Here is a 23,014-nt window from a genome sequence, read left to right as displayed (position 1 = left end):
CATGATTCGACGGGGAATGGGCGCGCTGGCCGTCCTCATGCTGGCGGCCGGCTGTTCGGCGGGCTCGAAGACGGACGATCCGGAACCGAGCCCGTCGCCCGCCGTCTCGTTCGCGCCCGGCGCTCCCGGCGCCGGTGACCCGTACTTCCCGGCGTACGGCAACGGCGGCTACGACGTGGCCGGGTACGACCTGGCCCTCAAGTACGACCCGAAGGCCGGCACCCTGGACGGCACCGCGACGATCACCGCGACAGCCACCCAGGACCTGTCCCGGTTCAACCTGGACCTGGCCCACCTGAAGGCCCGCGAGATCACTGTGGACGGCGCGGCCGCCACCAGCACCGCCTCCGGCAACGAACTGGTCGTCACGCCCGGCGCCGGCATCACCTCGGGCACCCGGTTCACGGTCGTGGTCACGTACGGTGGCACCCCGGGCCAATTGGAGAACAAGGTCCTCGGCAACGGCGGCTGGATGCGGACCCCCGACGGCGGCATCGCGCTCGGCCAGCCCGAGTCGGCGAGCACCTGGTTCCCGGTCAACGACCACCCGTCCGACAAGGCCACCCTGAAGCTCGCGATGACCGTCCCGGACGGCCTCGAGGTGCTCAGCAACGGCGTCCCCGGCGAGCGGTCCACCGCGGACGGCTGGACCACCTGGAACTGGTCGGAGAACTCGCCGATGGCGAGCTACCTCGCGACCGTCGTGATCGGCCAGTACCGGATCACCACGACCGAGCACAACGGACTGCCGATGGTCACCGCGATCCCGGCGTCCTATCCCGCGAACGGCCCGGAGGCGCGGTCGCTGGCCCGGACCGGCGAGATCACCGACTTCCTGGCGACGCGGTTCGGCCCGTACCCGTTCGACGCGAACGGCGGCGTGGTCGTCGACGAGGAGAAGATCCGGTACGCGCTGGAGACCCAGTCCCGGCCGGTCTACGGCAACACCTTCTTCACGAACGGCGAGAACCCGGGCGTGGTCGCGCACGAGCTGGCCCACCAGTGGTTCGGCGACAGCGTGGCGCTGACCCGCTGGCAGGACATCTGGCTGAACGAGGGCTTCGCCACGTACGCCGAGTGGCTCTGGTCCGAGCACTCCGGCGAGGCCACCGCCGACGAGATCTTCGAGACCACCTACAACACCTTCAACTGGGCCGAGATCCCCGGCGACCCCACCCCGGCCCGCCTGTTCGGCTCCGCCGTCTACCAGCGAGGCGGCATGACAGTCCACGCCCTGCGCCGAACCATCGGCGACAAGGCCTTCACCACCCTGGTCAAGACCTGGACGGCCGACCACAAGGACGGCAACGTCACCACCGACCAGTTCATCGAGGCAGCCGAACAAGCCTCCGGCAAAGACCTGACGAAGTTCTTCCAGGACTGGCTGCACGGGACCGAGAAACCCCCGGCCCCGTGACACCCCACTACTTGTCCAGGACGAGGGCGACCTTCTGGAACTCCTTGACGTCGCGGTAACCGCACTTCGCCATCGCCCGCCGCAGACCGCCGAAGAGGTTCAGCTGACCGTCCGGGCGGTCGGCCGGCCCGTAGAGCACCTCTTCGAGCGTCCCGTCCGGCTCGCCGGCGATGCAGAACCCGCCCCGCGGCAGAGCCGGGTGACTCGCCGACGAGTGCCACCAGGCCCCGCCCGCCGGCGCCCCTTCGGCGAGCGACAGCGGCTCCCCGAGCATCACCGCATCGGCGCCGCAGCCGATGGCCTTGGCGATGTCACCCGACGTCGACAGCCCGCCGTCGGCGATCAGGTGCACGTAGCGGCCACCGGTCTCGTCCAGGTAGTCACGGCGGGCGGCGGCCGCGTCGGCGATGGCGGTGGCCATCGGGACCCGGATGCCGAGGACGGTGTCGGTGGTGGACCATTCGTCGGCGCCGACGCCGACGATCACGCCGGCCGCGCCGGTGCGCATCAGGTGCAGCGCGGTCTTGTAGTCGGTGCAGCCGCCGACGATGACCGGGAGGTCGAGGTCGGCGATGAACTCCTTGAGGTTCAGCGGCTCGTCCGTGGTGGACACGTGCTCGGCCGAGACCAGCGTCCCCTGGATCACCAGCAGGTCGACGCCGGCGTCCAGCACGACCGGCGCCAGGGCGAGGGTGTGCTGCGGGGAGACCCGGACCGCGGTGGTCACGCCGGACGCGCGGATCTGCCGGACCCGCTCGGTGATCAGCTCCGGCTTGATCGGCTCGGCGTAGACCTCCTGGAGACGCTTGGTGGCGTCGGAGTCCTCGCCGAGCGCGGCCAGCTCTTCGAGGATCTTGGTGGGGTCTTCGTACCGGGTCCAGAGGCCCTCGGCGTTGAGCACGCCCAGGCCGCCGAGGCGGCCCAGGGCGATCACCGACTCGGGGCTCTGGGTGGCGTCCGACGGGTGCGCGACGCAGGGGATCTTGAATGGGTACGCGTCGAGCTTCCACTCGGTCGACACGTCGTCCACGTCGCGGGTGCGGCGGCTCGGAACGATCGCGATGTCATCCAGGTGGTAGCCGCGCTGCGCGGTCTTACCGAGGCCGATCTCCACTACGTCACGCATGGCTGGAAACGCCTTCAGTCCTTATATGGGGCGGCGGGTGGGGGTGGTTGGACGGGGTTCTAGCGGGAGTGGTAGTTGGGAGCCTCGACCGTCATCTGGATGTCGTGCGGGTGGCTCTCCTTGAGCCCGGCCGCCGTGATCCGGATGAGCTGTCCCCGCTCCTGCAGGTCGGGGATGGTCTCCGCGCCCACGTAGCCCATGGCCGCGCGCAGCCCGCCGATGAGCTGGTGCGCCACCCTGGACAGAGGACCACGATAGGGCACCTGGCCCTCGACGCCCTCCGGGACCAGCTTGTCCTCGTTCACATCCTGCTGGAAGTAGCGGTCCTTCGAGTACGACTTGGCCTGACCGCGGGACTGCATCGCGCCGAGCGAGCCCATCCCCCGGTACGACTTGAACTGCTTGCCGTTCATGAAGATCAGCTCGCCGGGGCTCTCCTCGGAGCCGGCCAGCAGGCTGCCCAGCATGACCGTGCTCGCGCCGGCCACGATCGCCTTGGCGATGTCGCCGCTGTACTGGATGCCGCCGTCGCCGATGACCGGGACACCGGCGGGCGCGCAGGCGCGGTTCGCCTCCATGATCGCGGTGATCTGCGGCACGCCCACGCCGGCGACGATCCGGGTCGTACAGATGGCGCCCGGACCCACACCCACCTTGACGGCGTCGGCGCCCGCCTCGACCAGAGCCTTCGCCCCGGCGAAGGTCGCCACGTTGCCGCCCACGATGTCGATCGGGACGTCCTTCTTCAGCCGGGCCACCATCTCGAGCACGGCCCGCTGGTGCCCGTGCGCGGTGTCGACGATGACCACGTCCACGCCGGCGTCGACCAGGGCGCGCGCCCGCTTGTAGGAGTCGTCGCCGACCCCGACCGCGGCGGCCACCCGGAGCCGGCCCTGCGGGTCCTTCGCGGCGTTCGGGTACTGCTCGGACTTGGTGAAGTCCTTCACGGTGATCAGGCCGCGCAGGTGACCGGCCTCGTCGACCAGCGGCAGCTTCTCCACCTTGTGCTTGGCGAGCAGCTCCAGCGCCTCGTCCTTGGTGACGCCGACCCGCGCGGTGATCAGCGGCGCCTTCGTCATGACGTCGCGCACCTTCGCGTCGAGGTCGCTGACGAACCGCATGTCACGGTTGGTGACGATGCCGACCAGCACGCCGTTCGCGTCGACGACCGGGGCGCCGGAGATGCGGTAGCGGCCGCAGAGCGCGTCGACCTGCCGCAGGGTGTCGTCCGGGCTGCAGGTGACCGGGTTGGTGATCATGCCGGACTCGGACCGCTTCACCAGGTCGACCTGGGTCGCCTGGTCCTCCACCGAGAGATTGCGGTGCAGCACGCCGATGCCGCCCTGGCGGGCCATGGCGATCGCCATGCGCGCCTCGGTCACGGTGTCCATGCCCGCGGAGAGCAGCGGGATGGAGAGTTCGACGTTCCGCGTCAGGCGCGTCACGGTGTTGACCCGGCTGGGAACGACGTCCGACTCACCGGGCTGCAGCAGCACGTCGTCGAAGGTCAGACCGAGCGGAACGGTGCGGGCGCTGTCAGTTTCCACAAATCATCCCTAGAGAAGAGGCGGAGTCCATCATCCTACCCATCCCGGAGGGGGCACCCGGGCGGCGGACAGAACGTGCGGGCCAGCACACCCCGGCCGGAGGTGAGTACGGTATGGGGGTGCAAGAAGAGCCGATCGACCCGTTCAACGGCGATCCCGCCGACCCGGCCGCCGGACTCGACGACCTCAACGAGGACGGCGAGACCGAACCGCTGACCGAGGACGAGCGGCAGGACGTCCTGGAGGACCTCTCCGACCTGGAGATCTACCAGGCACTGCTCAGTCCGACGGGCATCCGCGGGCTGGTCATCGAGTGCGAGGACTGCCACGAGCCGCACTACTTCGACTGGGATCTGCTCCGGGGAAACCTGCGTCACCTGCTCGACAGCGGGCGCCCGCGGGTGCACGAGCCCGCCTACGACCCCGATCCCGACCACTACGTGACGTGGGAATACGCCCGTGGTTATGCGGACGGCGTGCACGACACCCTCACCGAGGGTTCTGAGGACGAGCAGAGCTGAGCTTGCTGGGCTCGCTTCGCTCGCCTGGGCAAAAACGCCTTTTCGGCCGTTGAGGAGGCGCGCACTTTCCCGCCACCCGCAAACCCCGCGGGCGCCGGAAAAGCACACGCCTCCTCAACGGCGGCGTTTTTGCACGTGCTCTGGGGCTACGCCCTTACCGGAAGCTAAGTCCCTGTGTTCTGGTGTTTCAGGCGACCAGGCCTGCTCGGAAACCGGCAGCGACCGCGTGTGCCCGGTCGCGCGCACCCAGTTTCCGGAACAGACGCCTGGCGTGCGTCTTGACCGTGTCCTCCGAGACGAAGAGTTCGCGGCCGATCTCGGCGTTGCTCTTGCCGTCCGCCATCCCGCGCAGGACCTGTAGCTCCCGCTCGGTCAGGGTGAGCCTGCGGCCCGCCGGGGCCGCCTCGCCCATCCCCACCCCGGCCTCGTTGCCGGGCCAGGCCACCATCGGCCGGCCGGTGGCCGGGTCGATGGGCGCGTCGCCGCGCTGCGCCGGGACCATCGGCGCGTTCGGGCCGAGCATCGCCGGGACGGCCGCGGCGTTCGGGATGCCCATGCCGGGCGCGTACTGGCCCCGGGCCGCCGGCGAGTTGTTGTTGCGCACCCCACCGGCCACGGTGGCCGGCTGAGCGTTCGCGCCGTTGATCGGCATGCCCTGCGGGCGCACCGGCAACAGCAGCAGGAGCAGCGCCTTGGCGACGACGCTGACCAGATCGTGCTCGACGCCGCGGATGACGCCACGGGCGCCCGCGGCGACCGCGGCCGCCGCGACCCGCGGGTCCTCAGCTCCGAAGAGCACTACTTGAGCCTGGGGGGCACGTGCGAGCACGCGCCTGGTGAACCCGACGCTGTCGGGCCGGGTCACGGCGGTGTCGGCCAGGACCACTTCGGCCGGCCGTTCCGCCAGTCGGATCATGGCCTCGGTCTCGCTGACCGCGGTCCGGACGACACCGGTCATGCCGAGCCGGGCCGCGGTCGACGCGACGGTCTGGGCCGCCAGCGGGGTTCGGACGCACACGAGGACGGTACGCACAGTGATCCTCCTTCTCTCTCAGAGGAGATCACGCGAGGGCCGCAGCATTACGCGCTTTAGATGGAAAAAATGGGAAAGATGGGTATGACTTGCCACCCCTTTGCCATACCGCTCGCGAAGACATCGACATGTTGCGTGTGAGCCGGCGATCGCCGGGGTACACCCGCCAGCACAGGCCTGGGCACAGGCCCTCATGACGAACGCTCCGCGGTGCCGCGCGGGAGGAGGGTGTTGATGTCGAACGTTCGCAGACTGCCCGGGCCCATCGCCGACCTTTGGGATTGGCAGAGGCTGGGACTCTGCCGTGGCCGGGACAGCGCGCAGTTCTTCCACCCCGACGGCGAGCGCGGGTCGTCCCGCAATCGCCGCGAGGCGAAGGCCAAGACCATGTGCGGCGCCTGCCCGGTCCGGGCGGAGTGCGCCGCGCACGCTCTGGCGGTTCGCGAGCCGTACGGAGTTTGGGGAGGTTTCAGCGAATCGGAGCGGCTGCGGCTGCTCGCGGTCGGCTGGGAGGACCTGGCGGATCGTCACGGACGAGTCGACCTTGCCCGGCTCGAGGCGCGCCTCGGCCGGCCCCACAAGACGGCGGTGCCCGCGCAGCGGCAGGCACCGGCGGCCTGACGCCGCCCGGCGCGCGGCGACACCAAACGGCTTGCGGCGCGGTCCTCGGCGGAGGACCGAGCCGGGTGGTTCAGCGGTTCTTCAACCGCATTGGTGGACATGCAAGCCACCGTATGAGCGACTTGCGTTTTCGAGTCGGACGAAGTGTGCGGCTTCCGGACAACCGATTCCGACCCTCACCTGGTGCCCGCCGACGGCGCCGCCCGGTCCGGGCGGCGCCGTGTTCGTATTCTGTGTCACCCGTCGGAATCGGTCGCCCACCCCCCGCGGCGCGGGACGTGTCAGCGGCGCAGGCGCCGGACGGCCCAGAAGACGCCCCAGCCGGCGAGCGCCGCGAAGGACAGGAACATCACCGCGATGGTGATCTCCAGGGCCACGTCCACGTCGTCGTCGAACGCCGTGAGGCCCATGATCAGGCCGAGGAAGCCGAAGAAGAGCAGCACCGGCGCGAGCACCACCAGCACGATCACCGGCCAGGTCCGGCCACCGCCACCGGACGTGGCAGCCGCGGGTTGCGCCGGTCGGGGCCTCGGAATCCGGTCGGGGTCGCGGGACGGCATCGTGGCCCGCAGCTCCGGGCGCACCCGCGCGTCGAGGGCCGGCACCACGGCGTGGCCGTTCGGATAGAGCGTCGGCTCGAAGTGCACCTGGATGCCGTCGTGCCCGACGAACCGCCGCGCGCCGTCCGGCCAGGCCAGCAGCACCGCGCACTCGTCGTAGAAGACGGTGGCGGCGGAACCGTCGTTGACCAGGCTCACCCCGCGCTCGCCGGCCACGAACGAGAGCTCCGGGTCGTCCATCGAGCCGTACCGGTTGCCCTCGGCCACCCGGTCGGAGTCGCTCGGCGCCGGCGTGTACCCGGCCCAGTCGGCCCCGGTGCGGCCCGGCGTCATCAGCAGCCCGTCGGCGAACGCGGCCGCGGCGACCGCCGCGACGTCGTCCCGGGTGACCGCGCGCACCTCGGCGACCAGCTCCGCGGCGCTCTGCACCGGGCGGCCGGCGAGCAGGTTGAACGCCTGGCCGGGCAGCCGCGTCCCGTTCTCCTCGGCCCGGGTCAGCTCCTCGACCCGCTGGTTCACCACGGCGGTCACGTCGGCGTCGTCGATCAGGCCGAGCCGCAGCGAGGCCAGCACGTCGACGAACCCGCCGAGCACGGCGCCCTGCTTCTCCGGCAGCGCGTCGGCGAACGCGGTGACCACGGCCCGGCCGCCGGAGCGCGGCTCGTAGGCGGCCTGCACCGTGTAGGACAGCCCGCTCTCCTGCCGCAGCGACCGGAACAGCGACCGCTCCAGCACCCCGGAGAAGACGCCGGCGCTGGTGGAGCGCTCGACGACGGCGTCCCAGGCGACCACGTTGGACGGGCCGGGGAAGAACGCGGGCCGGACCGGGAGGGCCGACGACGGCGCCGGGGCCGGGCGGCGCTCGCCGTGCGGCAGGGTGAGCTCGAGCCCGGCGGGCACGGCCGGTCCGGCGATCCAGAGCGCGGCGTTCTCGACCGTGAAGTAGTGGCTCACCCAGGCGCGCAGGTCGTCCGGGCTGATGCCGGAGAGACCCCATTCCGGGTACGTGGCCACGCCGTAGTCCCGGGCGCCGTGCCGCCAGAGCGGCAGCGCCTCGGTCGGACCCTCGCCCCGGGTGTTCTCCTCGGTGCGCAGGATCTCCTTCTCGGTGGGGAGCCGGTGCATCGGCAGGTCGTTGAGCGCCCGGCAGACCCCGTTCAGGAACGCCACGATGTCGGCCTCGGCGCCCTGCATGTGGAAGAAGGTGTACTCGGTGCCGGTCGCGCCGTTGTAGTGGTAGTCGGCCACCCCGAACGCGTGCAGCGCCAGGTGCTCGACCAGGTGTGTGATGCCGCGCTTGGCCAGCGGCTCGTCCGCGAAGCCGACCCGGAAGACCAGGCCCGCGTGCATCGGGCCGGTGGTCGGGGCGATCACGGCGGGTATGCCGCTCACCTCGGTCTGCTTGATCATTGCGCTCCTCCCAGGGCCCAAGCGCGCGCCTTGCGGAAATTGGATGCCGCGTTCTCTTCCGAGGGACCCCACGGGTCGACCGTCGCGAGGTTGCCGAGCAGCCCGAACATCCGCGCGGCGGCGGGCCGTTCCGCCAGCAGGGTGAACAGGGTGGCGTACGCGTTCGCGGCGCGCACCCAGCCGTACTCGCGGGCGAACCCCGGGTGCAGCACGCTGTGGTGGGCGACCCGCTGAAGGTCGGCCTGCAGTTGCGGGTCCCGCACCAAGCGGGCGCGTTCGGCGTCGTCGTCGGCCGCGCCGTATCGGGCGAAGAAGGCCTCGGCCACCAGCCCGCCGTGCGGGCTGCCGGGCGGCGCCGCGAGCGCGCAGTCCCGGGCGAACGCGTGCAACTCCTCCCAGCTGCCGAACCACTTCGGCTCCAGCGAGTAGCAGAGCTCCATCTGGCCGGGCAGGTGGTGCGGCACCGCCGCGTTGAGCCGATCGTAACGCCGCCGGATCTCGGCGATGCCGAGCGACAGCCCGCGCGCGGAGAGAAGCCGGCTCGTCCAGACCGCCGGGTCACCCGGGTTGTACGCGGCCGCGTCGATCAGCACGAGCTCGGCCTTGCGCAGGTGCTCGCGGAATCCGGCCCACTGCTCCTTCGTGACGTCCTTCGCCCAGGCCGCCGTCCGAATCTCCCAGCCCAGATGGACCAGGTGGAATCCGAGCAGCGCGGCCGCGGCGCCGTCCCGGGGATCGGCGCGCAGCACGTATCGCAGGAAGTCCTCGAGGTCCTTCTCGTCGCCGCAGGTACGGATCAGCGCGGTCCGGTCGGACGGGGACACCGAGTCGAGCACGGCTCGGGCGCCGGCCCAGTCCCGGCGTGCCAGCGCGGCCCGCAGCGTGGTGATGCCCGGGTACGCGGCGGCCGGGTCGAACACCACGTCGGAGGGTTGAGACATGGCGCGCAGCATAGAGGCTGATCAGCATGCGTGCGACGATGATCCCACCCTCAGCCGTTCGGCCACCAGCCGCGCGGCGCCTGCGGGATCGTGTCCGGGTCGCGCGGGGGCATCGCGACCCGCAGCGCCGCCGGCGTCCGCGCGTCGATGTCGGCCACCGCGGCGTCCCCGTCCCGGTAGAGGGCGGGCTCGACCGGCACCGCGATCGCGTCGTGGCCGATCAGCCGCCGTCCGCCGTCCGGCCAGGCCAGCACGGCGGCGCAGGCGTCGTACCGCACGGTGCGGATCGCATCGCCGTCGAGCAGGCTCACCCCGTCCTCGCCGTGCACCAGGCGCCGGGTGCGATTGCGGCGGGCCCGGCGGGTACGGCCGGAGACCGCCGACGCCGAGGATCCGGGCGCCGCGGTCCAGCCGTCCGGGCCGCTCACCGTCCCGACCGGCGCCATCAGCAGGCCCGCGCCGTACGCGGCGGCCGACACCTCGGCGACGTCGTCCACGGTGATCGACCGGACCTCCGCGATCGCCTCGTCGACGCCGCGGACGCCCCGGCCGGCCAGCACGTTGAAGGCCTGGCCCGGCAGCCGCCGGCCGCGCCCCTCGGACTCCCGCAGGCCCTCGCAGGTCAGCTCCACCACGGTGGACACGTCGGACGCCTCGATCCGGCCGTCCCGCATCGCGGCCAGCACCCCGGTCAGGCCGTCCACCGACGCCCCGCCGTCCGGCACGACCGCGGTGATCCGGGCGGTCCGGGACGCGCGCGGCTCGTACTCGGTCCGCACCTCGCACCCGAGGTCCCGGGCCAGCCGGCGCTCCAGCACGTTGGCGAAGACGGCGGCCCGGGCCTCCCGGCGGACCACGGTGTCCCAGGCGAGCTCCTCGCCGTGCGCGGCGAACCAGGCCGGCGTGACCGGCAGCGCCGAGGACGGCACCGGGGCGGGCTGGCGCACCCCCTCGGGCAGGTCCAGGCGCAGGCCCGGCGGCACCTCGTCGCCGGCCACCCAGAGGGCGGCGTTCTCCCTGGTGAAGTAGTGGGCGATCCAGGCGTGCAGGTCCTCGGCGGCGAGGCCGTCGAGGCCGCGCTCACCGAAGCTGGGCATGCCGTAGTCGCGGGCCCCGTGCCGCCACATCGAGCGCGGCTCGGGCGTCCGGCCGGCGCTCTCGGCGCGCAGCACGTCCTTCTCCGCGTCGATCCGGCCGGCCGGCAGGTCGCGCAGCGCGGCGCAGACGCCGTTCAGGAAGGTGGCGATGCGCGCGGCGGACCCTCGTACGTGAAAGAAGGTGTGCTCGACCCCGGTGCTGCTGCTGACGTGCGAGCCGGTGTCACCAAGGCCGTGCACCGCGAGGTGCTCGACGAGGTGGGTGACGCCCCGGCGGACCAGCGGCTCGTCCGCGACACCGACCCGGAAGACCAGGCCGGCGTGCATTTCCCCGGTGACCGGCGCCAGCACCGCGGGCACGCCGTCCACCTCGAGCTGCTTGATCATCCCGCGCCTCGACGGGAGGCACGAGGGGTACGACGCGGGGGCATGGCGGGCAGCATAGATCTTCCGCGATGACCCCCGGAGGGCGGGTTTCAGGAAAGCAGCGGGTCGTCCAGCAGATGCTCGAAGGCGAGCTCGGCCGCGCCGATCAGAGCGGCGTCGGCGCCGAGCTCGGGCGTGCGCAGCCGGACGTGCTCGCGGCAGGCCGGCAGCCCGACCGCGTTGAGCCGGCTGCGGATCTGCGCGGCGGCGCCCAGGTAGACGTCGCGCAGCGTGCCCCCGAAGATCACGACCTCCGGGTTGAAGATGTTGACGAGGTTGCCGACGCCGAAGCCGAGCCAGTCGCCGACCTGCCGCAGCGCGTGCTGTGCCTGGCTGTCGCCGCGCATCGCGGCGTCGACGACGGCGAGCACCGCGTCCTGCCCGCTGCGGTCGGACCGGCCGGCGAGCCGGAGCAACGCGTGCTCGCCGATCTCGGTCTCCCAGCAGCCGCGCGAGCCGCAGGAGCAGGGTCTTCCGTACGGGTTGACGACCATGTGACCGACCTCGCCGCTGTATCCGCCGTGGCCGGTGACCCGATGGCCGCCCGCCACGATCCCGGCGCCGACGCCCACGTCCCCGTACAGATAGATGACGTTGTCGCAGCCCACGGCCGCGCCCCGGGCGTGCTCGGCGAGCGCGCAGACGTCCGCGTGGTTGCCGATGGTGAACCGGCCGGACTCGCCGAGCTCGGCCCGCAGCGCCTCGCCGACCGGCTCCTCGACCCAGCCGATCGTCGGGGCGAGGCGGACCATGCCGTCCTGGCGGCGCACCATGCCGGCCACCGCGAGCCCGCTGCCCACGCACTTGGCGTCGTCGGGCACGCCGGCGCGCATCTGCCGGATGAACCGGGCCAGCGGCTGCACCGCGTCGGCGGCGCTCATCCCGGGCGGGCGCTCGGTCTCGTACTGCTCCAGGATGCGGCCGCCGAGTCCGACCCGCGCCGCGCGCAGCCGGTCCACCTCGATGCTCAGCGCGTACGCGTACACCCGCCCGGACTCGGGCCGGACGACCAGTGACGGTCGTCCGGCCCGGCCGGTCTCACGTGGCGCCGCCTCGCTGACCAGGCCCACGCTGATCAGCTCGGCGGTCAGGGCCCCGATGGTGCTGCGGTTGAGGCCGAGCCGGTTCGTCAACTCCGCCCGGGAGGTCGCGCCGTGCACGTGCACGTAGCGCAACAGGGTCCCGAGGTTGTGCCGGCGTACCTCTTCCTGGCTGGGGCCGGCACGCATCAGCTTCCCGTTGCGGAGGCTCTGCGCCGGGCCAGGGCGTCGACGCTCGCCGCCGCCAGGAGCACCAGGCCGGTGAAGATGTACTTCTGACCGGAGCTGAAGCCCATCAGACCCATGCCGTTGTCGATCACGGCGATCACCGCGCCACCGATCACCGCGTTGATCACCTTGCCCTTGCCGCCGAAGAGGCTGGTGCCGCCGATGACCGCGGCGCCGACCGAGTAGAGCAGGATGTTGCTGCCACCGGTGTTCGGGTCGACCGAGCTGGCCCGGCTGACCACCAGGATGCCGCCGATCGAGGCCATGAACGAGCAGATCACGAAGACCGAGATGCGGATCCGGTCGACGGTGATACCCGCCCGGCGGGCCGCCTCGGCGTTGCCGCCGACCGCGTAGACGTGCCGGCCGTACGTGGTGCGGCCGAGCACGAAGCTCCAGATGATCATGGCGATCGCGATGATCGGCACGACGATCGGCACGCCCTTGAGCGAGTTGATCGCCGGGTTGATCGCCCGCTCCTGGGTGAGCACCGCGGTCGCCGCGACGAGCAGCACCGCGAGCCCGCCGACGCGCAGCAGGACGATGCCGAGCGGGTCGGCGACCAGGTTCCGGGCGTTCCGGCTGCGGTAGCGGTTCAGCTGGACCGCGGCGTACCCGGCGATCGCGAAGACGGTGAGGCCCCAGCTCCAGGCCACCGACAGGTTGTCGTTGTTCAGCGAACGGACGAACTCGTCGGTGACGGAGATGTTCTGACCGCCCTTGAGCATGGTCAGCAGCACGCCCTGGAAGGCGAGGAACGCGGCCAGGGTGACGACGAACGACGGGATGCCGAGCTTCGCCACGAGCAGGCCGAGCACCAGGCCGATCACGATGCCGGTGAGCATCGCGGCCGGGATCGCCACGTACCAGGGCAGGCCCTCGTTCGTGAGCAGGATGGCCATGACCGCGCCGCACACGCCGCTCGCGAAACCGGCCGAGAGGTCGATCTCGCCGAGCAGCAGCACGAAGACCAGGCCCATGGCGATGAAGACGACCTGCGCGCTCTGGTTGAACAGGTTCGCGAAGTTGAGCGCGCTGAGGAACGTGTCGCTCCGGGCCACGCCGAAGATCAGCGTGAGGACGAGCAGCCCGAGGACGGCCGGGAGGCTGCCGAGATCGCCGCCGCGGACCCGCGCCCAGTAGTCGCGGATGTGGCTCCCGACCGTGGGCTTGACGGCCTGGATGCCACCGGCCGTGGTGGTCGTGGTCGTGGTCACTGGGCTTCTCCCGGCGTGATGTCGATGAACTCCGAGGGCTTCTCGGGCGGAAGGCCGAGGTTGCCGCTGCGCCCGCCGGTGATCAGCTCGACGACCTGGGAGTGGGTCACGTCGGAGGCCTTCACCTGGGCCGCCATCCGGCCGAGGTAGAGCGCCGCGATGCGGTCCGAGACCGCGAACACGTCGTTCATGTTGTGCGAGATCAGGACGACGCCGAGGCCGTTGTCGGCGAGCCGGCGGACCAGCTCGAGCACCTGCGCGGTCTGCGCCACGCCGAGGGCCGCGGTCGGCTCGTCGAGGATGACGACCCGGCTGTTCCAGAGCACGGCCTTGGCGATCGCCACGGTCTGCCGCTGGCCGCCGGAGAGGCTGGAGACGAGCTGGCGCAGCGACTTGACGGTCCGCACCGACAGGCTGCGGAGGGTCTCGCCGGCCATCTCCTCCATGGTCGCCTCGTCGAGGACGATGCCGGACTTCTTCTCCCGGCCGAGGAACATGTTCTGGACGATGTCCAGGTTGTCGCAGAGGGCGAGGTCCTGGTACACGACCTCGATGCCGAGCGCGGAGGCGTCGCGCGGGGAGTGGATCGCGACCTCCTTGCCGTCGAAGGTGACCGTGCCGGCGTCGATCGAGTAGATGCCGCTGATGCACTTGACCAGCGTGGACTTACCGGCGCCGTTGTCGCCGACCAGGGCGGTGACCTCGCCCGGGTAGACGTTCAGGCCGACGTCGTGCAGGACCTGGACGGGACCGAAGCTCTTGTCGATCCCGCGCAGCTCCAGAAGGGGTGTCGCGGCCACTGATGGTTCTCCTTCGTTCGGTGACCGGTTGCGTCGCGGCTCCGCCACCTCATCGTGGCTCCGCCGACCGCGGGTTTGTCGAGAACCGACTCCGGCGCCGCCCACGGCGTGCGTGGGCGGCGCCGAACTCAGGCGCTGACTACCGAGGCGTCAGCTGATGCCCGCGTCGGTGCAGGCCTTGGCGAAGTCCGCGGTGCAGAGCTCCTCCTTGGTGACGAAGCCGTCCGCCACGACGTCCTTGACGTTCGCCTTGGTGATCGACTGCGGCTTCAGCAGGACGGACTTGACGTCCTTCTTCGACTCCGGGTCGGTGACCGAGCCGGTCGCCGAGGTCGGCGCCTGGCCCTTGGCCAGCGCGATCGCCAGCTCGGAGGCGGCGTCCGCCTCGTCCTTGATGGCCTTGTAGACCGTCATGCACTGGTCGCCGACGAGGACGTTCTGAAGACCCTGAACGGTGGCGTCCTGACCGGTCACCGGGACCTGGCCGTTCAGCTTGTTCTTCTTCAGCACCTGGATGGCCGCGTTGCCGAGGCCGTCGTTGGCGGCGAGGACGCCCTTGATGTCCTTGTTCGTGGTCAGCATCTGCTCGAAGAGCGTGCCGCCCTGAACGTTGTCCCAGTCCGGAACGTCCTGGTCCGGACCCTTGACGAACTCACCCGAGTCGAACTTGGGCTTGAGGACCGAGTCGTAGCCCTCCTTGAAGAGGGTGGCGTTGTTGTCGGTCGGCGAACCGTTCAGGTACGCCACGACCGGCTTGGTCGCCTTCTTCTCGGTCAGGCAGTCGATCAGACCCTGACCCTGCAGCTTGCCGACCTCGACGTTGTCGAACGACACGTAGTAGTCGGCGCCACCGTTGAGGGTGAGGCGGTCGTAGTCGATGGTCGCGATGCCCGCGGCCTTCGCCTTGTCCAGCACGGCCTTACCGGTGCCGGAGTCCAGGTTGACGATCATCAGAACCTTGACGCCGCTGGAGATCATGCCGTCCGCGATCGTCTGGAACTGGGTCTTGTCACCCTGGGCGTTCTGGATGTCGGCCTCCACACCGGCCGCCTTGAAGGCGTCGGTGAGGTACTTCAGGTCGGCGGTCGCCCAGCGAGCGGAGCTCTTGGTGTCGGGCAGGATCACGCCGACCTTGCCGGCCGAGGAGCCGCTGTCGCCGCTGCCACTGCCGCTGTCGCCACTCTCACTGCCGCACGCGGCCATGCTTCCGGTGGCCAGCAGGCCAGCCGCGGCAAGGGCGAACAGTCCCTTACGCATTCCTTATGTCCTTTCGGGGGGTAAATCCGGGGCCTTGGTTCGGATTTGTCAGGGGTCGCGGCGGATGGAGAGGTGACGCTCGCCCTGTGACGCCGATGGATGAGGAACCGGTTTGTTGTGCCCGGCAACGTATTCCGATGGTGGCCGAGAACACAAGCCGCAACGGAGATCTATCTCGTAACGAGGGATAACAATCCGGCAACACGGCGCGGTTACCAGCGGGTACCTCGGTGCGCGGAATACTCCCCGGGGGACACGCAGGGTGACGCTCGGTAGTTTCGAGCTACGGAGTTGGCGTATACCGGGAGAACGGACGTATCCGTACGGAAGCTAGGATGCCGCCGCTCAGCTCCGGATCGGGGCCACAATCGCGCTGGTCAGCCGGATGAGATCGGCCGGGGCGAGGGAGACCTGCAGCCCACGGCGGCCGGCCGAGACGTACATCAGGTCGAGAGCGGGAGCGGTGTCGTCGATCACGGTCGGCAGTCGCCGCCGCTGCCCGAGCGGGCTGATCCCGCCCCGCACGTAGCCGCTGCTGCGCTCGGCCGCGGCCCGGTCGGCGAGGGCCGCCCGCTTGCCCCCGGCCGCCTGGGCGAGCGCCTTCAGGTCGAGATCGCCGGTCACCGGCACGACGCCGACCACCAGCGCGCCGTCCACCTCGGCGATCAGCGTCTTGAACAGCCGGGCCGGCTCGACCCCGAGGAACGCGGCGACGAGAGCCCCGTAGTGGGGCGCGTCCGGCGACACCTCGTACGGATGAAGGGTGTGCGGAACCCGCTCGGAGGTCAGCAGGACGGTCGCGGGGGTGCCGGCCGCTTTCTTCGCCATGAGGGAAAGCTACTGGGTGATCAGCACGACCGGCGCGCCCGCCACCCGGGTCAGCACGATGCCGGCGCCGTTCGGGCCGGACAGGCGCAGGTCCTTGCGCAGCTGGTCGGGGACGAGCGCGGACCCCCGCTTGCGGATCTCCAGCCGCCCGATGCCCCGCTCCCGGAGCAGCGCCCGCAGCCGCTTCAGCGAGAACGGCAGCACGTCGGTCACCGCGAGCCGGCGCGCGAACGGCGTGTCCACCGGGTCGTCGGTGTGCACGTACGCGATCTCCGGGTCGCCCAGCCGGCCGCCGACCGTCGCGGCGAACTCGGCCACCAGGTGCGAGCGGACCACGGCCGGGTCCGGGTCGTAGAGGTAGGCGCCGACCGGCCCCACCGGCGCGGCCGCGGTCCCCGAGCCGGTCAGCCCGGCCTCCCCGGACCCGTCGGCGCCGAGCAGCGTCGCCCGCCGCGGCGCCCCGGCCAGCGGCCCGCACCAGAACGCCGCCTCGACCAGGTCGCCGCCGACGCTGACCCACTCCCCCTCGGCTCCCGGCGGCAGCAGGTCGTGGCCGATGCCGGGCGCCAGCTTCAGCACGGTCCGCGGCACCCGCTCCGGCAGCGCCGCGACGAAGTCCCACGGCGGCGAGTACGACTTCGGGTCGAACACCCGGCCCCGGCCGGCCTGGCGGCGCGCCGGGTCGGCGAAGACCGCGTCGAACGCCTCGACCCGGACCGACGTGGCGTCCGCGCACTCCACCGTGACCAGGCCGGTCAGCCCGAGCGCCTCGGCGTTGGCGGCGGCGACCGCGGCGGTGAGCGGATCGGCGTCGACGGCGTGCACCCGGATGCCCCGCCGGGCCGCGGCGAACGCGTCGGTGCCGAGCCCGCAGCCGAGATCGGCGACGGACCGCACGCCCGCGGCCGCCAGCCGGGCCGCCCGCCGCGCCGCGACCGGGGCCCGGGTGGCCTGCTCGAGGCCGGGCCGGGTGAAGAACATCCGGGCCGCGTCCGGCCCGAACTTCATCGCCGCCCGCCTGCGCAAACTAGCCTGGGTCAGAGCGGCCGCGGCGAGGTCCGCGCCGATGCCCCGGGCACGCACGGCCGAGGCGGCGGCGAGGGGCTCGGCGTCATCGAGCCCGGCCGCCACGGCCAGGGCTTCGGCTCCGGCGGGGGTTCGCAAGCGGGACAGCAACTCAGGGGTCACGACAGGCATTCTCCCTGGCGTGACAGGCTGGCACTCTGGTTGACGGAGTGCTAGTTCCGGAATAGTCTCCGGTTAGCACTCTCAACATGAGGGTGCCAGCCGCGCGGCCCGCCCGTGCGGTTAGGCACCAGGCGGACCGGCACCCGCGACGACGGCCCCGCCCGGTGGCATGAGGCATCAGACCGGCCTGGATCAAGGCCGGCGAAACCTGTACCCAGGAGGGTATGCCCGTGACTACCGCGACCAAGGTTGCGATCAAGCCGCTCGAGGACCGCATCGTGGTCCAGGCGAACGAGGCTGAGACCACGACCGCTTCCGGCATCGTGATCCCCGACACCGCCAAGGAGAAGCCGCAGGAGGGCACCGTCCTCGCTGTCGGCCCCGGCCGGATCGACGACAAGGGGAACCGGGTTCCGCTCGACGTCAAGGTCGGCGACGTGGTCCTCTACTCGAAGTACGGCGGCACCGAGGTCAAGTACGCCGGCGAGGAGTACCTGGTGCTCTCCGCCCGCGACGTCCTCGCGGTCATCGAGAAGTAAGACCTGACTGATTGCGCCAGCGCCCTGTTCCGATGACTCGGGGCAGGGCGCTGGTGCGTGAAGGGACCATAGATGGCGAAGATTCTCAGTTTCTCTGACGACGCCCGGCACCTGCTGGAGCACGGGGTCAACACGCTCGCCGACACGGTCAAGGTCACCCTCGGACCGCGCGGTCGTAACGTCGTCCTGGACAAGAAGTTCGGCGCTCCCACGATCACCAACGACGGCGTGACCATCGCCAAGGAGATCGAGCTCACCGACCCGTACGAGAACCTCGGCGCGCAGCTCGTCAAGGAGGTGGCGACGAAGACCAACGACGTCGCCGGCGACGGGACCACCACGGCGACCGTGCTCGCGCAGGCGCTGGTCCGCGAGGGCCTGCGCAATGTGACCGCGGGCGCCAACCCGATCGGCCTCAAGCGCGGCATGGACAAGGCCTCCGAGGCCGTGTCCAAGGCGCTGCTGGCCAAGGCCGTCGAGGTCGCCGACCACAAGGCGATCGCGAACGTGGCCACCATCTCGGCCCAGGACGCCACCATCGGCGAGCTGATCGCCGAGGCGATGGACCGGGTCGGCCGCGACGGTGTCATCACCGTCGAGGAGGGCTCGGCGCTTGCCACCGAGCTCGACGTGACCGAGGGCCTGCAGTTCGACAAGGGCTTCATCTCGCCGAACTTCGTGACCGACGCGGAGTCGCAGGAGGCCGTCCTCGAGGACGCGTACATCCTGCTGACCACGCAGAAGATCTCCAGCATCGAGGAGCTGCTCCCGCTGCTGGAGAAGGTGCTGCAGGCCGGCAAGCCGCTGCTCATCGTCGCCGAGGACGTCGAGGGCCAGGCCCTCTCCACCCTCGTGGTGAACGCGCTCCGCAAGACCATCAAGGTCGCCGCGGTGAAGGCGCCGGGCTTCGGTGACCGCCGCAAGGCGATCCTGCAGGACCTCGCGATCGCGACCGGTGGCGAGCTGATCGCCCCCGAGCTCGGCTACAAGCTCGACCAGGTCGGCATCGAGTCGCTGGGCAGCGCCCGGCGCATCGTCGTCGACAAGGAGAACACCACGATCGTCGACGGCGGCGGCAACAAGTCCGACGTCGCCGACCGGGTCGCCCAGATCCGCAAGGAGATCGAGGCGTCCGACTCCGACTGGGACCGGGAGAAGCTCCAGGAGCGTCTCGCGAAGCTCGGCGGCGGCATCGCGGTGATCAAGGTCGGCGCGGCCACCGAGGTCGAGATGAAGGAGCGCAAGCACCGCATCGAGGACGCCATCGCGGCGACCAAGGCGGCTGTCGAGGAGGGCACCGTCCCCGGTGGCGGCGCCGCGCTCGCCCAGGCGTCCAAGGAGCTCGACGGCGACCTCGGCCTGACCGGCGAGGAGGCGATCGGCGTCAGCATCGTCCGCAAGGCGCTGGTGGAGCCGCTGCGCTGGATCGCGCAGAACGCCGGCCACGACGGCTACGTCGTGGTGGGCAAGGTCGGCGAGCTGGGCTGGGGCCACGGCCTCAACGCGGCCACCGACGAGTACGTCGACCTGGCCGCGGCCGGCATCATCGACCCGGTGAAGGTGACCCGCAACGCGGTCTCCAACGCCGTCTCGATCGCCGGTCTGCTGCTGACCACCGAGAGCCTCGTGGTCGAGAGGCCGGCCGAGGCCGCTCCGGCCGCCGCCGGCGGTCACGGTCACAGCCACGGTGGCCACGGCCACCAGCACGGCCCGGGCTTCTGACCCGAACCGTTCAGCTGACATGGAAGGGCGCACCGGTGGTGCGCCCTTCCTGCATCTCCGGCTTCTCCGGGCCGCCCTGCCAGGACCGCCACAGGGCCGCGTACGAGCCGTCCGCCGCGAGCAGCTCGTCGTGCGAGCCGAGCTCGGTGATCAGCCCGTCCTCGACGACCGCGACCCGGTCGGCGTCGTGGGCCGAGAAGAGCCGGTGGGCGATCGCCACGACGGTCCGCCCGCGCACCACCGCGGCGAGGCTCCGTTCCAGGTCCCGGGCCGCCCGCGGGTCGAGCAGCGCGGTCGCCTCGTCGAGCACCAGGGTGTGCGGGTCGGCCAGGACGAGCCGGGCCAGCGCCACCTGCTGGGCCTGCGCCGGGGTGAGCGGCAGGCCGCCCGCCCCGACCGCGGTGGCGAGGCCGTCCGGCAGGCTGTCGGCCCAGCCCAGCGCGTGGACGGCGGCGAGGGCCGCCCGTACCTCGCCCTCCGGCACGCCCGGACGCACCAGCGCGACGTTCTCGCGCAGCGTGCCCATGAAGATGTGGTGCTCCTGGGTCACCAGCGCGACCTCGGCGCGCAGCCGTTCCGGCGGCAGCGCGGCGAGCGGCACCCCGCCCACCGTGACGCTGCCCGAGGTCGGCTGGTGCACGCCGGCGAGCAGCCGGCCCAGCGTCGACTTGCCGGCGCCGGAGACCCCGACCACGGCGAGCCGCTCCCCCGGCTCCAGGACCAGGTCGATGCCGTGCAGCACCTCCTGGTCGGCCCGGTAGGCGAACCGCACCCCCCGCAACTCGATCCGGCGCCCGTCCGGGCGGGCCGCTCCGACGGGTGGTGGCTGCTTCGCCGTGACGCCCAGCAGCCTGGCCAGGGAGGCGGCGCCGACCTCCAGCTCGTCGAGCCAGCCGGAGAGCCGGTCGAGCGGGTCGACGAGCTGCTGCACGTAGATCACCGCGGCCGTCAGCTGCCCCAGCGTCACGGCGTCCCGCAGGTAGAGCCAGCCGCCCGCGACCAGCGTCAACACCACCGGGAGGACGTAGCTCGACTCGATCACCGGCCACCAGACGGTCCTCAGGAAGAGCGTGTGCCGCTCGGCCTTCCAGGTCCGGTCCAGGTCCGCATCGGTACGGGCGATCCGCTGCCGCCCGCGGCGCAACGCCTCCACGGTCCGGGCGCCCTCGACCGTCTCGGTCAGCCCCTCGGTCACCTCGGAGTACGCCGCGTTCTGCTCCAGGTAGCCGGCCGGCGCCCGGCGCAGGTACCAGCGGGTGCCGGCCAGCAGGATCGGCATCCCGATCAGCAGCGGGATCGCGAAGAGCGGGCTCACCATCACGAGCGCGCCCACCACCAGGAACAGCGTGATCACCGCGATCATCGTCTCCGGCACGGCGAACCGCACGCACTTGGAGAGCGCGTCCACGTCCCGGGTGGCCCGGGTCAGCAGGTCGCCGCTGCCGGCCGCCTCCACGGTGGCGAGCGGCAGCGTCACGACCCGCGCGATGAACTCCTCACGCAGCCGGGCCAGCACCCGCTCGCCGAGCCGCGCCGAGGCCACGTGCGCGAACCGGGTCAGGACCGTCTGCAGCAGCACGAATCCGGCCAGCGCCAGGACGATCCGGTTCAGGTCGGCCATCGGCTCGTGATCCTCGATCGCCTCGACCAGGTCGCCGAGCAGGCGCGGGCCGGCGAGCGCGGCGAGCGCGGCGGCCACGTTGAGGCCGACCGCCGCCCGGAACATGCCGGGATGGCGGCGCAGCAGCTCGCGGGCGTACCGGCGGGCCTGGCCACGGCTCGCCACCGGCAGCGGGCGGGTCACGGCTCTTCCTCGCGCAGGACCATCCGGGCGTACCGGGGCGCGGTGCGGAGCAGGACGTGGTGCGGGCCCGCGGCGACGACGCGTCCACTCTCGACGTAGCAGACCCGGTCGGCCCGGCTCAGCAGCAGCGGGCTGGACGTGCAGATCACCGTGGTACGACCGGACCGCGCCGCCCGCAACCGGTCCGCGATCATCGCCTCGGTGTGCGCGTCGACGGCGTTCGTCGGCTCGACCAGGATCAGGATCTCCGGGTCGGCGACCAGTGCCCGGGCCAGCCGGAGCCGTTGCTGCTGGCCGCCGGAGAAGGACCGGCCGCGTTCGGCGACCACGGTGTCCACGCCGTCGGGCAGCGCGTCGACGACGCCGGTCGCGTCCGCCACCTCCAGCGCCTCCGGCAGGGTGCCCGCGCCGTACGGATCCAGATCGGACACCAGCGGGCCGGCGAACATCCGGGCCTCGTTGTCGGCCACCAGGATCCGCTCGCGCACCTCGGCCATCGACGCGCCGGCCAGCGGGACGCCGCCCATCGAGGCGCCGTCCGCGTAGCGGCCGAGACGGTCGGCGATCCGGGCCGCGTCGGAGGGGACGTCCGCCACGATCGCGGTCAACCGGCCGGCCGGGACGCGCACCCCCGACTCCGGGTCGTCCAAGTCGGCGAGGCGGGCGGCGGGCAGCGGCGCCGGCTCGCCCGGATCGGCCGGCTCACCGTCCACTTCGAGCATGGCGACCACCCGGCGGCTCGACACGTGCCCGCGGGTGATCCGGTCGACCGCGTCGGTGAGCTGCCGCAGCGGCGCCACCAGGAACGCCGCGTACGCGTAGAACGAGACCAGCTGGCCCACGGTGATCCGGCCGGCCCAGGCGGACCGCGCCCCCAGCCAGGTCAGCAGCACCAGGAACACCCCGGGCAGCAGCACCTGGGCCGCCTCGAGCAACGCCTCGACCCGCGCGGTCCGTACCCCCGCCGCTCTGAGCCTCTGCGACGCGGCGCGATAGCGCGCCGCCATGATCGGCTCCCCACCCACGCCGCGCAACACCCGCAGACCGGAGACCAGGTCGGCGGCCTGACCGGTCAGCTCGCCCTGCCGGCCGCGGTACTCGCGCTGACGCCGGTGCAGCGGGCCGATCAGCGCGCCCACCACGAGCATCATGATCGGCACGCCGATCAGCACGATCATGCCGAGCGGCACCGAGATGCGCAGCAGCAGCACCGTGATGATGGCGACCGCGAGCAGCGAGCCGATGCCGCGCGAGACGATGTCGACGGCGCCGCCGATGTGGCTGATGTCCGAGGTGCCGATCGCCACCACCTCGCCGGTGTCGAGCCGGCGCGGCAGGGTCGCGCCGAGCCGGTTGGCCTGGCGGACCACGACCTGGACGGTACGGAACGCGGCGCCCAGATAGTTCGAGACGGCGAACCGGTGCCGCATGATGCCGGTGATCACCTGGATCGTCCCGACGCCGAGCAGCAGGAGCGTCCAGCGGGCGAGGCCGGCGCCGTCCTTGCCGGCGGCGGCGTCGACGGCGCGGCCGACCATGGCGGGCGCCAGCGACTGGCACCCCATCCAGATGATCGCGAGAGTGGCCGCCGCAGCGACCGTCAGGCGGGAACGCCGGACCAACCAGAACAGATATCGGGCGGCGGACCGGGAGTCGGGCAGGCCGGGATCCGGCTCGGGCAATATATGCATC

19 protein-coding genes are annotated in these 23,014 nt (G+C 71.7%); 5 read left to right on the top strand and 14 right to left on the bottom strand.

All coding sequences use genetic code 11. The features are described from left to right. Nucleotide 1: 1 nt before the first annotated feature. A complete protein-coding gene (locus AB0G10_RS31215; RefSeq protein WP_360929631.1) occupies nt 2–1,417 on the top strand; it encodes a M1 family metallopeptidase in 1,416 nt (471 codons plus the stop codon). 7 nt (nt 1,418–1,424) lie between these two features. Here AB0G10_RS31215 and AB0G10_RS31210 read toward each other — a convergent pair whose 3' ends face one another. Next, complete coding sequence (locus AB0G10_RS31210; protein WP_360929629.1) at nt 1,425–2,543, bottom strand: GuaB3 family IMP dehydrogenase-related protein; 1,119 nt, start codon at nt 2,541–2,543, stop codon at nt 1,425–1,427. Nucleotides 2,544–2,602: 59 nt separating this feature from the next. After that, a complete protein-coding gene (gene guaB, locus AB0G10_RS31205; protein ID WP_360929626.1) occupies nt 2,603–4,090 on the bottom strand; it encodes an IMP dehydrogenase in 1,488 nt (495 codons plus the stop codon). A gap of 119 nt (nt 4,091–4,209) precedes the next feature. On the opposite strand from guaB, the gene AB0G10_RS31200 reads away from it, so the two are divergent. Further along, nucleotides 4,210–4,611 (top strand): DUF5319 domain-containing protein, encoded by a 402-nt coding sequence (locus AB0G10_RS31200; protein WP_360930016.1) that lies wholly within the window; start codon nt 4,210–4,212, stop codon nt 4,609–4,611. 187 nt (nt 4,612–4,798) lie between these two features. Here the strand turns inward: AB0G10_RS31200 and AB0G10_RS31195 are convergent, their stop codons facing one another. Beyond that, nucleotides 4,799–5,644, bottom strand: a complete 846-nt coding sequence (locus AB0G10_RS31195) for a helix-turn-helix transcriptional regulator (protein ID WP_127545968.1) — start codon at nt 5,642–5,644, stop codon at nt 4,799–4,801. A 234-nt stretch (nt 5,645–5,878) separates the two neighbouring features. Here AB0G10_RS31195 and AB0G10_RS31190 point away from each other — a divergent pair, with 234 nt between their 5' ends. After that, nucleotides 5,879–6,265 carry a WhiB family transcriptional regulator gene (locus AB0G10_RS31190; protein ID WP_360929624.1) on the top strand — a complete coding sequence of 129 codons (387 nt, stop codon included), beginning with the start codon at nt 5,879–5,881 and terminating at the stop codon, nt 6,263–6,265. Nucleotides 6,266–6,546: 281 nt separating this feature from the next. On the opposite strand, the gene AB0G10_RS31185 is transcribed toward AB0G10_RS31190, so the two are convergent. The 9 genes from AB0G10_RS31185 to AB0G10_RS31145 all read right to left on the bottom strand — a co-directional run bounded on the left by AB0G10_RS31185 (nt 6,547) and on the right by AB0G10_RS31145 (nt 17,257). Beyond that, on the bottom strand, nt 6,547–8,235 hold the full coding sequence (locus AB0G10_RS31185) for an insulinase family protein (RefSeq protein ID WP_360929621.1): 1,689 nt from the start codon (nt 8,233–8,235) through the stop codon (nt 6,547–6,549). Beyond that, entirely contained in the window at nt 8,232–9,176 is a 945-nt protein-coding gene (locus AB0G10_RS31180; protein ID WP_360929619.1) for a DUF4034 domain-containing protein, read from the bottom strand. The genes AB0G10_RS31185 and AB0G10_RS31180 overlap by 4 nt, the downstream gene beginning before the upstream one ends. A 50-nt stretch (nt 9,177–9,226) precedes the next feature. Beyond that, nucleotides 9,227–10,660 (bottom strand): insulinase family protein, encoded by a 1,434-nt coding sequence (locus AB0G10_RS31175; protein WP_360929616.1) that lies wholly within the window; start codon nt 10,658–10,660, stop codon nt 9,227–9,229. Between the two features lie 89 nt (nt 10,661–10,749). After that, nucleotides 10,750–11,928, bottom strand: a complete 1,179-nt coding sequence (locus tag AB0G10_RS31170) for an ROK family transcriptional regulator (protein ID WP_360929613.1) — start codon at nt 11,926–11,928, stop codon at nt 10,750–10,752. After that, complete coding sequence (locus AB0G10_RS31165; RefSeq protein WP_360929610.1) at nt 11,928–13,184, bottom strand: ABC transporter permease; 1,257 nt, start codon at nt 13,182–13,184, stop codon at nt 11,928–11,930. The genes AB0G10_RS31170 and AB0G10_RS31165 overlap by 1 nt, the downstream gene beginning before the upstream one ends. Continuing rightward, nucleotides 13,181–13,984 carry an ATP-binding cassette domain-containing protein gene (locus tag AB0G10_RS31160; RefSeq protein WP_360929607.1) on the bottom strand — a complete coding sequence of 268 codons (804 nt, stop codon included), beginning with the start codon at nt 13,982–13,984 and terminating at the stop codon, nt 13,181–13,183. Before AB0G10_RS31160 ends, AB0G10_RS31165 begins: the two co-directional genes overlap by 4 nt. A gap of 150 nt (nt 13,985–14,134) precedes the next feature. Beyond that, entirely contained in the window at nt 14,135–15,241 is a 1,107-nt protein-coding gene (locus tag AB0G10_RS31155; protein WP_360929604.1) for a substrate-binding domain-containing protein, read from the bottom strand. A 345-nt stretch (nt 15,242–15,586) separates the two neighbouring features. Next, on the bottom strand, nt 15,587–16,069 hold the full coding sequence (ybaK, locus tag AB0G10_RS31150; protein WP_360929601.1) for a Cys-tRNA(Pro) deacylase: 483 nt from the start codon (nt 16,067–16,069) through the stop codon (nt 15,587–15,589). Nucleotides 16,070–16,078: 9 nt separating this feature from the next. After that, nucleotides 16,079–17,257: a methyltransferase domain-containing protein gene (locus AB0G10_RS31145; protein WP_360929598.1), complete on the bottom strand. Its 1,179-nt coding sequence runs from the start codon at nt 17,255–17,257 to the stop codon at nt 16,079–16,081. Between the two features lie 224 nt (nt 17,258–17,481). Here AB0G10_RS31145 and groES point away from each other — a divergent pair, with 224 nt between their 5' ends. Both groES and groL read left to right on the top strand, forming a co-directional pair. Further along, a complete protein-coding gene (groES, locus tag AB0G10_RS31140; protein ID WP_014440794.1) occupies nt 17,482–17,796 on the top strand; it encodes a co-chaperone GroES in 315 nt (104 codons plus the stop codon). A gap of 72 nt (nt 17,797–17,868) precedes the next feature. Beyond that, nucleotides 17,869–19,518, top strand: a complete 1,650-nt coding sequence (groL, locus tag AB0G10_RS31135) for a chaperonin GroEL (protein ID WP_360929595.1) — start codon at nt 17,869–17,871, stop codon at nt 19,516–19,518. Nucleotides 19,519–19,528: 10 nt separating this feature from the next. Here groL and AB0G10_RS31130 read toward each other — a convergent pair whose 3' ends face one another. Beyond that, nucleotides 19,529–21,322: an ABC transporter ATP-binding protein gene (locus AB0G10_RS31130; protein ID WP_360929592.1), complete on the bottom strand. Its 1,794-nt coding sequence runs from the start codon at nt 21,320–21,322 to the stop codon at nt 19,529–19,531. Continuing rightward, a complete protein-coding gene (locus tag AB0G10_RS31125; protein ID WP_360929589.1) occupies nt 21,319–23,013 on the bottom strand; it encodes an ABC transporter ATP-binding protein in 1,695 nt (564 codons plus the stop codon). Before AB0G10_RS31125 ends, AB0G10_RS31130 begins: the two co-directional genes overlap by 4 nt. Nucleotide 23,014 lies beyond the last annotated feature (1 nt).

It is taken from the genome of Actinoplanes sp. NPDC023714, assembly GCF_040639855.1.
Taxonomy (GTDB): Bacteria; Actinomycetota; Actinomycetes; order Mycobacteriales; family Micromonosporaceae; genus Actinoplanes.
The sequence above is the reverse complement of the archived record's forward strand: the minus strand, read 5'-3'. Positions and strand labels throughout refer to the sequence as shown.

Excerpts from the sequence above, each read along its gene's own strand:
- AB0G10_RS31185 (WP_360929621.1), bottom strand. The coding sequence starts at position 8,235 with ATGATCAAGCAGACCGAGGTGAGCGGCATACCCGCCGTGATCGCCCCG.
- AB0G10_RS31125 (WP_360929589.1), bottom strand. The coding sequence starts at position 23,013 with ATGCATATATTGCCCGAGCCGGATCCCGGCCTGCCCGACTCCCGGTCC.
- AB0G10_RS31170 (WP_360929613.1), bottom strand. The coding sequence starts at position 11,928 with ATGCGTGCCGGCCCCAGCCAGGAAGAGGTACGCCGGCACAACCTCGGG.
- groL (WP_360929595.1), top strand. The coding sequence starts at position 17,869 with ATGGCGAAGATTCTCAGTTTCTCTGACGACGCCCGGCACCTGCTGGAG.
- ybaK (WP_360929601.1), bottom strand. The coding sequence starts at position 16,069 with ATGGCGAAGAAAGCGGCCGGCACCCCCGCGACCGTCCTGCTGACCTCC.
- AB0G10_RS31190 (WP_360929624.1), top strand. The coding sequence starts at position 5,879 with ATGTCGAACGTTCGCAGACTGCCCGGGCCCATCGCCGACCTTTGGGAT.
- groES (WP_014440794.1), top strand. The coding sequence starts at position 17,482 with ATGCCCGTGACTACCGCGACCAAGGTTGCGATCAAGCCGCTCGAGGAC.
- AB0G10_RS31210 (WP_360929629.1), bottom strand. The coding sequence starts at position 2,543 with ATGCGTGACGTAGTGGAGATCGGCCTCGGTAAGACCGCGCAGCGCGGC.
- AB0G10_RS31175 (WP_360929616.1), bottom strand. The coding sequence starts at position 10,660 with ATGATCAAGCAGCTCGAGGTGGACGGCGTGCCCGCGGTGCTGGCGCCG.
- AB0G10_RS31180 (WP_360929619.1), bottom strand. The coding sequence starts at position 9,176 with ATGTCTCAACCCTCCGACGTGGTGTTCGACCCGGCCGCCGCGTACCCG.
- AB0G10_RS31155 (WP_360929604.1), bottom strand. The coding sequence starts at position 15,241 with ATGCGTAAGGGACTGTTCGCCCTTGCCGCGGCTGGCCTGCTGGCCACC.
- AB0G10_RS31215 (WP_360929631.1), top strand. The coding sequence starts at position 2 with ATGATTCGACGGGGAATGGGCGCGCTGGCCGTCCTCATGCTGGCGGCC.